General features: G+C 33.8%; 10 protein-coding genes. 1 reads left to right on the top strand and 9 read right to left on the bottom strand.

The window, feature by feature from the left end; all coding sequences use genetic code 11:
* Positions 1-10: 10 nt before the first annotated feature.
* The 8 genes from GYM75_RS04020 to ilvI all read right to left on the bottom strand — a co-directional run bounded on the left by GYM75_RS04020 (position 11) and on the right by ilvI (position 11,584).
* Positions 11-913: a lysine exporter LysO family protein gene (locus tag GYM75_RS04020; RefSeq protein WP_220216880.1), complete on the bottom strand. Its 903-nt coding sequence runs from the start codon at positions 911-913 to the stop codon at positions 11-13.
* 140 nt (positions 914-1,053) lie between these two features.
* The gene (locus GYM75_RS04015) at positions 1,054-1,980 is read right to left on the bottom strand and encodes a VirK/YbjX family protein (protein ID WP_220216879.1); all 927 of its coding nucleotides are present in this window, start codon (positions 1,978-1,980) and stop codon (positions 1,054-1,056) included.
* Positions 1,981-2,233: 253 nt separating this feature from the next.
* Positions 2,234-3,535 carry a phosphopyruvate hydratase gene (eno, locus tag GYM75_RS04010; RefSeq protein ID WP_065559328.1) on the bottom strand — a complete coding sequence of 434 codons (1,302 nt, stop codon included), beginning with the start codon at positions 3,533-3,535 and terminating at the stop codon, positions 2,234-2,236.
* A 49-nt stretch (positions 3,536-3,584) separates the two neighbouring features.
* Positions 3,585-5,222: a glutamine hydrolyzing CTP synthase gene (gene pyrG, locus GYM75_RS04005; protein ID WP_220216878.1), complete on the bottom strand. Its 1,638-nt coding sequence runs from the start codon at positions 5,220-5,222 to the stop codon at positions 3,585-3,587.
* 229 nt (positions 5,223-5,451) lie between these two features.
* Positions 5,452-7,281, bottom strand: coding sequence for an IgaA/UmoB family intracellular growth attenuator (locus GYM75_RS04000; RefSeq protein WP_220216877.1), 1,830 nt, complete (start codon positions 7,279-7,281; stop codon positions 5,452-5,454).
* 292 nt (positions 7,282-7,573) lie between these two features.
* Complete coding sequence (locus tag GYM75_RS03995) at positions 7,574-9,298, bottom strand: IgaA/UmoB family intracellular growth attenuator (protein WP_220216876.1); 1,725 nt, start codon at positions 9,296-9,298, stop codon at positions 7,574-7,576.
* Between the two features lie 70 nt (positions 9,299-9,368).
* Positions 9,369-9,866, bottom strand: a complete 498-nt coding sequence (ilvN, locus tag GYM75_RS03990) for an acetolactate synthase small subunit (RefSeq protein ID WP_220216875.1) — start codon at positions 9,864-9,866, stop codon at positions 9,369-9,371.
* Complete coding sequence (gene ilvI / locus GYM75_RS03985; protein WP_220216874.1) at positions 9,866-11,584, bottom strand: acetolactate synthase 3 large subunit; 1,719 nt, start codon at positions 11,582-11,584, stop codon at positions 9,866-9,868. Before ilvI ends, ilvN begins: the two co-directional genes overlap by 1 nt.
* A 273-nt stretch (positions 11,585-11,857) precedes the next feature.
* On the opposite strand from ilvI, the gene ygfZ reads away from it, so the two are divergent.
* The gene (gene ygfZ / locus GYM75_RS03980; RefSeq protein WP_220216873.1) at positions 11,858-12,736 is read left to right on the top strand and encodes a tRNA-modifying protein YgfZ; all 879 of its coding nucleotides are present in this window, start codon (positions 11,858-11,860) and stop codon (positions 12,734-12,736) included.
* Between the two features lie 178 nt (positions 12,737-12,914).
* Here ygfZ and GYM75_RS03975 read toward each other — a convergent pair whose 3' ends face one another.
* Positions 12,915-14,069: a M20 aminoacylase family protein gene (locus GYM75_RS03975; RefSeq protein ID WP_220216872.1), complete on the bottom strand. Its 1,155-nt coding sequence runs from the start codon at positions 14,067-14,069 to the stop codon at positions 12,915-12,917.
* Positions 14,070-14,201: the final 132 nt, after the last annotated feature.

The raw sequence follows: 14,201 nt of genomic DNA, 5'->3' as shown, positions 1-14,201 counted from the left end.
GGATAACCTATCATCCGTAATTAAATAACGTCATAAATATTGGCATTAGCAACGTAAGCAAAAAACCTTGCACGATAGCAGCTGGCACTATCATTATTCCAGCTCCTTTTTGTAACATAGGTAAAGTAAAATCCATTGACGTTGCACCACATAACCCCAATGTTGTTAATTTATAGCGTTTTATTAATGTTGGAATGAGTATAATGGCAAAAAGTTCACGTAATATATCATTTAAAAATGTAGCACTGCCAATAATTGCACCATGCGCTTCAGTCATTAAAATACCTGACAAAGAATACCAACCAAATCCAGATGACATACCTAACCCTATACGTAAAGGTAGACCTAATAGCAAAGCAGCAACTATTCCACCAATAAAAGTGCTTATGATGACAATTAGCGTTGTTGCAATACCGACTTTGTTCAGTAAAATTTGTTTAAGCGAAATATTATTACTTCTTAATTGAATACCAATTAACAAGAGTAAAAAAACTAATACAACCTGAATAATGTTTTCGGTATATTGCCATACAAACAATGGAAAAAGTCCGACTACAAACCCCAAAACGAGTGCAATAAAGACACGCAATGATTCTAAAATCATTTTTACGCGTGAACCAAATGTTTGATTGGCACTTGAAATTTTCCAAGGTAGAAACAGGTCAAACAACATCAGAAAAATAAAATTACCGCCAAAAGTACAGATAAAAATAATGGCGGTATAAAATAGAATGTTTTGCAAATTAGTCGCTAGGTTATCTAAATGAGCAAGCTCAGCACCCATAATAAAAAGAATAAAATAAACCATCCAACTTAAAATTTGGTTAATTTTAGCTATCCATTTTTCTTGTTTGCATTTAATTAAATAACCAATGCACAAAGGCACAAGTGCTATTAGAATACCAAAATACATATTTTATTCCCTACTAATTAATTTTTAACGTTTATTTTTATTCGTATTAATTAAAAAAATCGATAAACAACAAGTTGAATATCGATTGTAATCAATTTTAATAATTTAGTGCCAAACCACTTTAATAATTATTAGTTTTATTATGTTAATGATGCTAATTGTGTTTCAATATTCAATTTAAGTTGATCTAATAAAGCATAACGATTTCGATATTCTGAACGTTTTTTACTCGCTATATCTTCTAATGATTTTCGACTAATCTCAGTAGGTAAGATAAATAGTTCACGAGAATCCTGTTTTCCATCAATCGTTAACCAAAAATCATCATAATCCGATAAAATTCGTTCTTGTCGACTATTATAACGCCAGTTGTTATAAACATGGGTTTTATTTCCAACTGCGACAATTTGCTCTAACTGAAAATGATTAGCAATGATTAATGCAGCCTCAACGACGACTCGTTTAGGAAATAAACCATAACACTGTTTGGTAGCCTTTTGCACACGAACACGGGCTTCGTGGTGACCCGTACCTTGCAACCCTGCAATAAATAATGTTGTTTTTTGTTGATATTGAATGATTGAAAAAGTTAATGTTGCTAAATCAATACCGTCATTATCATAAAAATAAAGGCTTATTTCACCTTCCCGAGCAAACTTGTTACGGGCTTGAATAGCTATTTGAATATTAGCTTCATTTTTGACGGTAAGATTAGCCAATATAAAAGGTTTAGTTGGATCATAAAAAGCCTTAGTCATTCTATCAGGTTGATTCGCTAAAAAATCATAATGACACGCTAAAGCAGCATAACGTTCATGTTGCGATAAACATGACGATAAATAGGGTCTTTGTAATTTACACGGTAAATTAGTTTGGCAAGAAAAATAGTAGCCAATCAGTGGATATTGTCTTAATTTATCCAACCATTTTAGTGTAATGGGACTTAAAAATAGGGTTCTAAAAAAAAATTTATAACGATAAGTCGGATTGAGCCAAAGTTCATTTAGCGGAAGTTTACCGGTACAAAGCCAGTTAAAAAGTTGCCATTTGCTTTTTGGCTGGGACATATTCGTAATATTATTCATAAGCAGAAAATATAAAATTGAGTTAGTTAATTGATAAAGAATTTATATAAGGCTAAATTATAAAATATCAATAGATATCAAAGATTAGTTATAAATACCAAATATTAAGAGTACAATACAACATAAATCAACGCAACCTTTGTCATCGTATTCCATAAGAAAAGCGAGAAAATAAAAAACGGTGAACTGGTCACCGTTTTTTAGTTGAACAATTATTCAGTTTTTATAAACTAAATTATTGTCCTTTCACTTCTTTAAGTCCGTTGAATGGAGCTTTAGCACCTAATGCTTCTTCAATACGGATTAATTGGTTGTATTTAGCAACACGATCAGAACGGCTCATTGAACCAGTTTTGATTTGACCAGCAGCTAAACCAACAGCTAAATCAGCGATAGTTGAATCTTCAGTTTCACCACTGCGGTGAGAGATAACAGCAGTATAACCTGCATCTTTCGCCATTTTAACCGCTGCGATAGATTCAGTTAATGTACCGATTTGGTTAACTTTAACTAGGATTGAGTTAGCAATGCCTTTTTCAATACCTTGTTTGAAGATTTTGGTGTTAGTTACAAAAAGATCGTCACCCACTAATTGGATTTTGTGACCTAATGCTTTAGTTTGGTATGCCCAACCGTCCCAATCGCTTTCATCTAAACCATCTTCGATTGATACGATAGGATATTGTTCAGTTAAACCTTCTAAATAGTGAGTAAATTCTTGAGCAGTAAACTCTTTATTACCTTCACCTTTTAATACATATTTACCTGTTTCTTTGTTATAGAATTCTGAAGCAGCACAGTCCATCGCTAAAGTAATATCTTTACCTAATACATAACCCGCTTTTTCAACAGCTTCTTTAATACAAGCTAATGCTTCTGCATTTGAATCTAAATTAGGAGCAAAACCACCTTCATCACCTACAGCTGTATTCATACCTTTAGCATGTAAAACTTTCGCTAAGTTATGGAATACTTCAGAACCCATACGGATTGCTTCACGTACCGTTTTTGCGCCAACTGGTTGGATCATAAATTCTTGCAAATCGATGTTATTATCAGCATGTTCACCACCATTGATAATGTTCATCATTGGTAACGGCATAGAGTATTGACCTGGCGTTCCATTCAAATCAGCAATATGTTGATATAGTGGTACACCTTTTGCTGCTGCTGCTGCTTTAGCATTAGCTAAAGATACTGCAAGAATTGAGTTTGCACCTAAGTTTGATTTAAAATCAGTTCCATCTAAATCAAGCATGATTTGGTCGATAGCAGCTTGGTCTAACGCATCTTTACCAACAACCGCTTTCGCAATTGGGCCATTTACGTTTTCAACAGCTTTTAAAACACCTTTTCCTAAAAAGCGAGATTTGTCACCATCACGAAGTTCTAACGCTTCACGTGAACCAGTTGATGCACCAGATGGAACGATTGCTAGACCAACAAAACCACCTTCTAAATGAACTTCAGCTTCAACTGTTGGGTTCCCACGAGAGTCGATGACTTCACGACCATGTACTTTAACGATTTTTGCCATGTTATTTTCCTCTATATGACAGATATATTACAAATGTAAAACTTTGAAACTATTTTTGTTGTAACTGCTGATACTCCTTGGCAGCTTTTATAAAACTACTAAACAGTGGATGCCCATCTCGTGGTGTCGAGGTAAATTCCGGATGGAATTGACATGCAACAAACCATGGGTGATCAGGAACCTCGATAATCTCGACTAATTTTTTATCAGTTGAAAGTCCGGTTACTTTTAATCCTGCTTTTACAATTTCAGGTAATAAATTATTATTTACTTCATAACGATGACGGTGACGCTCAGTAATTGACTCTTTTTGATACATATCAAACACTAATGAGTCTGGTTCTAAATGACATATTTGAGAACCAAGGCGCATAGTACCACCTAAATCACTATTTTCATTACGTTGCACCACATTACCCGATTCATCACTCCACTCAGTGATTAACGCAATAATTGGATTCGCGCAATCTTTAACAAACTCTGTAGAATTTGCATCTTTAATTCCAGCCACATTACGGGCATACTCAATCATGGCGACTTGCATTCCTAAGCAAATACCTAAATAAGGTATTTTGTTCTCACGTGCATAGCGTGCAGCAATGATTTTACCTTCAACACCACGATAGCCAAATCCACCAGGAATTAAAATCGCATCTAAACCTGCAAGTAAATCCGTACCACGTGATTCAAGATCTTCTGAATCAATGTAACGAATATGAACTGTTAAACGGTTTTTTAAACCACCATGTTTTAATGCTTCGTTAACAGATTTATACGCATCAGGTAATTCAGTATATTTACCTACCATACCGATTGTGACTTCACCAACAGGATTAGCTTCTTCATAAATCACTTGTTCCCACTCGGAAAGATCTGCCTCAACACAATCAAGATGGAATCGATTGCAGACAAAAGTATCTAAGTTTTGTGATTTTAAAAGAGCTGGAATTTTATAAATTGAATCGACATCTTTTAACGAAATAACCGCACGTTCGGCTACATTACAAAACAAAGCAATTTTCGCCCGCTCGTTAGCTGGAATGATGCGATCAGAACGACAAATAAGCACATCAGGTTGAATACCAATAGATAGCAACTCTTTAACAGAGTGTTGAGTAGGTTTAGTTTTGACTTCGCCTGCAGATGCTAAATACGGCACTAGAGTTAAATGCATAAATAAGGTATGTTCACGACCCACATCTACCGCCAATTGACGGATAGCTTCTAAAAATGGGAGAGATTCAATATCCCCAACAGTGCCACCGATTTCGACAATGGCAACATCAAACCCTTTTGCGCCAGCAATAACACGAGATTTAATCTCATTGGTAATATGAGGAATAACTTGAACAGTCGCGCCTAAATAATCTCCACGACGTTCTTTACGTAATACGTCGGAATAGATACGACCTGTTGTAAAGTTATTTTTGCGAGTCATTTTAGTGCGGATAAAACGCTCATAATGACCTAAATCAAGATCCGTTTCTGCCCCATCTTCCGTTACAAAAACTTCACCATGTTGAATAGGGCTCATCGTGCCCGGATCGACATTAATATAGGGATCAAGTTTTAACATGGTGACTTTTAAATTGCGGGCTTCTAAAATTGCAGCTAATGATGCTGCGGCAATGCCTTTACCTAAAGAAGAAACGACACCGCCTGTAACAAAAATATAATTCGTGACCATTAATACCAGACCATTATTTATTTAATAGAATAATATTGCAGAAATTTAAACCATAAAAACTAATGCAATATATGATGAATCAGACGGGAAATTAGTATAACAGAATATGGTTTCTCTCACAATTGAATAATTACGTTTAATTCATTTGTTAGCCATATTACCTACAAAATTTGTGTCTATTATTTTGATAATCCGTCTAATCTTAACTCAAAACAATTCATCCATATATTTAAAATATTTTATCTCTATAATGACTAATAATTTTTTCAAGTCGTGATTGATTCACTTCTTTTTTCCGAAAAATCAGAATAGTATTGATTAAGGTGATTAAGATAACAAATAGAAACACAAAATTGTTGATCAAAATTAGCGAAAAAAATGAGAATAACTGATTTTTATCGCTATCATTTCTATAATCAGTTAAAAGCGTTAGTTTCGAAATCTTTCCGTTATGATAGCTTACATTGGTGACAATACCAGTAATTTTTAAGTTGGCACTATTACCTGATAAAATACCATTATAGTAATCAAGCTGCGCTTTGAAACCCTCATTACCATATGAATATTTATAGTTTTCATCATAGAGTTGAATTGAATTGGTTAATTGTATACTAATGTTGTTTTCATCATTTTGTAGCCTGAGCACTTTATCTTTTGCATCATCGATTAATTGTCTAAATACCTCTACTCGATGTAGTCTAGGAAAATCACTAAGTTTATTGCTGTCTATTGGGTTGAGATTAACAAATATCTTATTACATTGAACATGATGAGGTTTTATTCTTTGCGTATTTAGAATATCACATGATACACTAGATAAATTCAAATTAACCCGATCCATAGAGTGGATGGCGGATTGCTTTAAATTTTCTTTATCATCAATATTCCAAGTAGTGGCTGTCGAGGTTAATTGTTGATAGGTAAAATCTAATTTTTCACCCGCTTTAGTAAAAAAGAAAATTAAGATAGCCAGTATTAATCCCGTAATGGCTAATATAACATTATGGTGAAAAAATTTAGGTGCGCCATAATTTTTCACTTCCTCGCTTATTGATAAGTGTTTTCCACAACTAAGCACCTGGTTTGTAACAACTTCGACCTGCATATCAATTGGTATATAGCTAGTATCTGGGAGAAATATTTCCCAGTATGAGGGATAGTAAACATAAAAGTCTGTATCAATACTTAAATTACTACGGTCTTTTCCACTACGCCAAATTTGTGCTTGAATATGATTAACATATTCGGTAGGCAATTTCCGCTTTTTACTCGATGCTATTAGGGAAAAAATAAAACAGATGATTGAAAAAACAACCAATGCAATCGACTGAAAATGTTCTACAGCTAATAAAGACATTACGCCTAAAACAAAAAAAAATGTCATTAATTTGCCAGAATTGCTTCGGTCTTCGATTGCATTTTCAAATTGATTTTTTTCCCGTCTGCTTAGAATCTCGAAAGTCGGTTTTTTTTCAGATGCTTCAGTGATTTGTTGAGATAAGGTTTCATTAGATTTTTCTAAATTACTCATACAAATAGGCTTTAATTTTCCTGTCTGCCAATAATCATAACGTTGCTTTTGTTTACGTACAAATAAATTTAGACCCGCCTGTATTAAATCATAACTGTTTATTTTAACAACAATTCCATAGCTTTTTGTAAAAACAATTTCAACAGTATTGATATTTTTTGTCTTATCGATATCTGGATCTGTAAAACCCATAATAGCGTAATCCATATTGTAAGGAAAAAATAACTGGACATTATCCATCTTATAATAATATTTATATTGGATTTCCTCGGTAACATCTTTTTCAATATAACCTTTTATTTTCGTCACATCGAAACTGATTAATGAGCTTTCCTTTTGATAAGGAGCTGTAAAGTTGTTTTCATCTTCAAGATAAGACTGAAGAAGAAGAATTTCTTCTTCAGTTAGCTGTCGAATTGCATTTTCACGGATAAAGGTATCCTCCTCTACTTCTATAGAATCGTGATCAGCTAATTCAAAATACGCAAAGATGAAAAAAACAACAACAAACAGTAAAATAACTAACATACATTAAAGATCTTTTTTATTTATATTTTATATTAAAACGTTTTATTAAAGATTAACGATAATTACCTAATCTTTCTTCGTAATATTTTTTAATTTCAACAATTCGATGTCGGTTAATTTTTATATTCCTTAATAGTTTAATGCCGTTAATCGTGGCCGTTAATGTCATAACAATAAACATAATCATATTAAAAATAATTAGAGAAGCATATGATAATCTTTGATTTAAGCTGGTTAAATCATTAATCTGCCAATTTTTTATTAAAAAATATCAATAATGTCGACAATCAACCTAAAGTATACGATAAGTATAGAAATTTTTAATTTTAAAATCACGAATTCGATTCAAAATTGGTTTCAACAAGAACATAATACCGTTAAGAATGGTCACTGAAGCTAAAAGCAAAAATAACAGCAGATTTATACAAATTGGCAATAGATTTTCGCTTATATCTTTTTGGTATAACTCTTGCATATTTATGGTTAATGTTGAAATGGTATGATTAGTGTCATAATCAACATTTGAAACGAATCCCGACATCGTGACCACGATATGAGCTGCATGAAAGTTTTTGTCAGATTGTGGATCTACACTTTCACCCGATTGAGAACTTATCTTTTCTTTTATACCATGTAGAACAAAATAGCTTGTGGAACTGGCAAGATGAAAAGAGCTATTGCTAGTTGCACTGTGAATTAATGCTTGAATACATCTATCGGCTTTATTTTTAACAGGTACTTCACATGTCAATGACACATTTAAAAAATTAAATTTCACTACATCACCCGATTTGATGTTGCTCGTTATTAATTTTGATACATCATCAAAAAACCAACGTTTAGAATCGTGATTGTATTGATGATAAACAAATGAGAAATTGTCACATACATCTGCTTGATAATTAACACCATAAACATAAAACACGCCAACTAAAAAAAGCCATAAATTTCGTCCCCAAAATTTTGGTGGCCCGAATTGTTCAACCTCTTTACTAACCGACAAGTCGTAGCCATAACGAACAATTTTTTTACTGTCAACATCAACATCTAAATCAACATCAAAAGTGCTATTTTCAGGGATAAATGATTGCCAATTTTTGGGATACTTTAATTTCAAACCATGACCAATTATAATCTCATTGGATTTAACAATTTTTCTCGTTATTCGTCCTTTTACTTGATTAATAAATCGCACTTTAGCTTTATATTTTGGTTTACGAAAATAAAAGTAAATAACAGCCAGAAAATTCACTCCAAACCAAAACAGATCGTTTAACTCTTTTGTATCCCAAAAACGATTAAAATAGCTTACGACAAAAAAACAAAAAAATGCCGTGAGTATTCCTCTATTTAATTTGTTACGGGAAGCTGATTCTTGAGATGTTTCTTTTCGAACTGATAAAATTTCGTAACCCAATTTTTTACTTAATCTAGCATTTGGTCTCACTGAATGAATAGCATTTTCATCGAAGTTTTCGCCTTGGGAGAATTTTGAAACGCCGCTCTGCCAATATACCGAACTTTGTTTATCATTTTTTTCATCTGCCAAATAGGCAGCATATAATGCTGAACCTATTTTGTGATCATTTAACTTAACAGCAATAGCGAAATTTTGCGTAAGCGCAATTTCAACTTCATTATAATCACTAAGGTAACGATCCATGTTGAAAGGAAATACAACATCAATATTATGGATTTTATAGGAATAAGTGTTTTCGTTATGCGAAAATTTAGTTTGTTTGACACAACTACCGGATATTAACATCACTTCTCGAGAAACTAATGATGACTTTTTTTTATCTGAGGATTGGTTACAAGTCATCGATAAATAGCTTTCTACACCATTTATTTCCTCTTTAGTTAACATTCTAAAAGATTTGAGGTCAATAACCGAACTACCGGCTATTAGCTTATTTTTATATTTATTTCTTCTAAACTTTTTTATTGGATAAGAAATAATAGAATAAATAAATGAAATAATTAAGTGAATTATGGTCATAATAGCAAAAAACGGCATTAACACTTATTCCTTATAACGCTTATTTTATAATAAAGTAAAATTTAACTTTTAATTTTCAACTATAAAATTAATGATTGACTGATTTTTCACTCCGAGATAAACCGATAATTCCAGAACGAACAATTTCAACAATATTACACGTTTCACGAATAGAGGATAAAAACGAATCTAACTTTTCGCTTGTCCCCGATAACTGAACAATGTAATGAGATGCGGTAACATCAACTATTGAACCTCTAAAAATATCGGCACAGCGTTTAACTTCATCACGTGCGTCAGATCCTTTAGCTGTAACTTTGACTAACATGATTTCTCGTTCAACATGAGGCCCTTCTGTTAAATCATTAACACGATAAACATTCACAAGTTTATGAAGTTGCTTTTGAATCTGCTCAAGCACATGTTCATCACCCGTTGTTTGAATAGTCATACGGTGCATAGTCGGATCTTCTGTTGGTGCTGTAGTGATGGTTTCAATATTAAAACCACGCTGTGAGAATAAACCAATAATTCGAGATAATGCTCCAGGTTCATTTTCTGTTAAAATTGATAAAATATATCGCATTAGGTTCTCTCCGTTTTACTCAGCCACATTTCGTTCATTGCTCCACCACGTATTTGCATTGGGTAGACATGTTCAGTAGCATCGGTCATGACATCGACAAAGACTAGACGATCTTTAATCGACAACGCTTTTTTAAGTTTTGCTTCAAGGTCTTCTCGTTTAGTTATGACCATTCCAACATGACCATAAGCTTCTGCTATTTTTGCAAAATCTGGCAATGATTCCATGTATGAACAAGAGTGCCGCCCAGCATAAATCATATCTTGCCACTGTTTAACCATACCTAAAAAACGATTATTTAAATTCAAGACAATGACTGGTAAACCATATTGTAAAGCAGTTGAAAGTTCTTGAATATTCATTTGAATACTGCCATCACCAGTTACACACACGACACATTGATCAGGAAAAGCGAGTTTAACCCCAAGTGCAGCCGGAAGACCAAACCCCATGGTACCAAGACCACCAGAAGTAATAAAATGACGAGGTTTATCAAATGGATAATATAAAGCCGTAAACATTTGATGTTGACCGACATCAGTAGTAACAAAAGCATTACCTTTAGTTAATTTATACAAAACTTCAATCGCTTCTTGTGGTTTGATGCTGTCACCTTCATGACTATAAGCTAAACAGTGACGTGAACGCCAATGATCAATTTGTTTCCACCAATCCACTAATGCATCAAGATCACGGTCAGCTTGTAATTCATTAAGCTCAGATAACATCGTTTCAACCACTTTTTTTGCATCACCCACCACAGGAATAGTGGCAGAAATTGTTTTTGAAATTGAAGTTGGATCAATATCGACATGAATTATTTTCGCCAAGGGGCAATATTTTTCAACATTATTGGTTGTTCTATCATCAAATCTTGCACCAACGGCTAAAATCACATCAGCGCTGTGCATCGCCATATTGGCTTCATAAACCCCATGCATTCCAATCATGCCTAAATAATGTTTATTTGTTCCAGGAAAAGCACTTATTCCCATTAAGGTTGACGCAACGGGTAGATTCAATTTTTCGGCTAAAGATTTAATTGCATCACTTGCACCTGCACTAATAACCCCTCCGCCAATAAAAAGGACGGGTTTTTTAGCTGCCAATAATGTCGTTAATGCTTTTTTAATTTGTCCTTTATGTCCCTGAATAGTTGGATTATACGAACGCATTGAGACAGATTTTGGATAATGGTAATTGTATTTATTTGCTGGATTAACAATATCTTTTGGCAGATCAATCACAACCGGGCCGGGCCTACCAGTTGACGCAATATAGAATGCTTTCTTAATAATTTCAGGAATGTCTTTAGAATCTTTTATCAGAAAACTATGTTTAACTATTGGACGAGATATACCGACCATATCACACTCTTGGAAGGCATCATTTCCAATCAAGTTACTTGCAACCTGACCTGAAATAACAACCAATGGCACAGAATCCATGTATGCGGTCGCAATACCGGTAATGGTATTGGTCGCTCCAGGCCCTGATGTTACAAGTACAACACCCACATCACCTGTAGCCCTTGCATAACCATCAGCCATATGTACAGCAGCTTGTTCATGACGAACTAATATATGTTCAATACCACCTAAAGTATGAATTGCATCGTAGATATCAAGAACACTACCACCGGGATAACCAAATATCTGTTTTACTCCTTGATCAATCAAAGATTGAATGACCATTTCTGCGCCTGACAGTTTTGCCATCGTTGTTGCCTCCAATATTACAAATTAGTCATTTATTTTGCATTATCAAATACATTAAATCAATAAACAAACTTCAGTAAGTACTAATTTTTATAAACAAATTGCATTAAAAAAACAAATTCAAAAAACTATATAAAACATATAGTTAAATTTTTTAAGAAAAAATATTGTTATTGTGATTTATTGTTATTTACCGGTTTTTTCTATACACTTTGAAAAAGTCTATTTTTAGCCTTATCTAAACTCGACACATTATTCCTAAAAGGTATTATCATGAGCAATTATTCTTTTGAACCTATTTCCCTTGCTGATTGGCAAATAGTAAAAGTATCAGGTGAAGACAATCTTAAGTTTTTGCAAGGACAAGTAACCATTGATATGAAAAATCTTTCCGAACATTCAGCATTGTATGCAGCGCACTGTGATGCAAAAGGAAAAATGTGGAGTAACATTTTATTATTTAGACGTGGGCAAGATATTTATTACATACTAAGAAAAAGTGTTGCAAACAGACAAGTTGCAGAACTCAAAAAGTATGCAGTTTTTTCCAAGGTCATAATAGAAATCGTAGAAGATTTGCATATGGTAGGACTCATTGCTGATGCAATCCCTGATTCGCTTCTTTCTAAATTCAACGATAATAATTGCATGACGGAAAACAATATTACTTATATTAAACTGCCTCTACCACAACCTCGTATTATTATGATTACGCCTAATTTATCAGAGAACAATTTACAATCTTGTGATCAATGGCTTCGCCTAGATTTAGAAGCCGGTTATGCAGTTATTGATGCCGAAAATATAGAAAGTTTATTACCTCAAGCTTGCAATTTACAACTTCACAATGCAATTAGTTTCGATAAAGGTTGCTATTGTGGACAAGAAATGGTCGCCAGAGCACAATTTCGTGGCGCAAATAAAAGAGGACTTTATTTATTATCAGGTAGCAGTCCAGTACTCCCAATTATAGGGGATACGATTGAATATCAGATTGAAGGAAACTGGCGAGAAGGAGGCCAAATATTGGCAGCACTAAAACTAGATCAGAATAATAATGTTTATGTACAAGTGGTGCTTCCTAATGGAATAGATATTAATACGGTCTTCAGAATAAAAGGGCAAGTTGACAGTAAACTATCTTTTCACTAATTCGTGATATCGTGATAGTACTGATTATAAAAATTAAACAGCGTACACATAACACAAATTTAAGCTAAAAGGTTGATAGATTATTTGGCTTAATATTTTTTCAAATATCAGTTTGTTTAATAATAATTTGCTGGGATTAAATGTTAAATCCCAGCAAATTTATAATACCATTTAAGAATTATAGATTTTCTAATTCTTGATTCACAACTTCAATAAAATATTTAACACCTGTTATAAGTAAATCATCATTAAAATTGTAGGCAGGATTATGCAAATTTGCTCCCTGCCCAGCACCTAACCAAACATACGCACCGGGCACCTTTTGTAACATAAAGGCAAAATCTTCAGATCCCATTGAAGGAGGAGGATCAATCGTTACATTATCATCGCCCACCACTTTTCTTGCTGCGCTAATGGCTATATCCGCCTGCTTAGCATAGTTTACGGTAGCAGGATAACGACGCTGATAATTGACTTCCGCTTTGGCGTCAAAAGTTGATGCGATACCCTGTGCTATCTGTTTGATTCTTGATTCAGCCATGTCCTGCACATCAGAACTAAATGCCCGAACTGTTCCTCGAATTACAGCCTGTTGAGGTAATACATTCCAAGTATCGCCACTATGAATTTGTGTTACGCTGACAACTAGTGAGCTAAGTGGATCGGCATTACGGCTCACAATACTTTGTAATCCATTGACAATTTGTGTTGCAGTTAAAATTGTATCTTTACCCAGATGTGGTGCCGCTGCATGTGCGCCAACACCTGTGACAGTAATTTCAAACACATCATAGGATGCCATTATGGCGCCATGATTAATATAGAAATGATTCAGTGCCATATTGGGCTGATTGTGAATACCGTATACAGCTTCAATGGGAAATTTATCAAATAGACCATTTTCGACCATTACCCGACCGCCGCCTTCGTTTTCTTCGGCGGGCTGAAAAATAACCACCACGGTTCCACTAAAATTACGATGCTGGCTCAAATATTTAGCAGCACCGAGTAATATTGCAGTGTGACCATCATGCCCACAAGCGTGCATTTTCCCATGGATTGTTGAACAATAATCAATATTATTTTCTTCAATAATATCCAAAGCATCGATATCCGCTCGAAGACCTATAACGCGCCCTTCTTTGTTTCCTTTAATAATACCGACAACACCTGTTGGAGCAAATTCAGTATACAATTCAGTAATACCAAATGATTTAAGTTTTTCAATAATAAATTGTGTTGTATTGGTTTCTTGAAAAGCGGTTTCTGGATGAGCATGGATATTATGGCGCCAAGAGATCATTTCTTCTTTAAGTTGACTAATAGTATTCATTCATTGTTCCTTCTGTAACAGATTAATAAGCAATCCATAAAGCTATTTGATTAACTATAATAGGTTTTATATATAGAGAGAAATAACTAATTTTACTATGGTTATCCATTTTAGTTATAAGTTTCCTTAAAT

This window comes from Gilliamella sp. ESL0441, assembly GCF_019469185.1.
Classification (GTDB): Bacteria; Pseudomonadota; Gammaproteobacteria; order Enterobacterales; family Orbaceae; genus Gilliamella.
The sequence above is the reverse complement of the archived record's forward strand: the minus strand, read 5'-3'. Positions and strand labels throughout refer to the sequence as shown.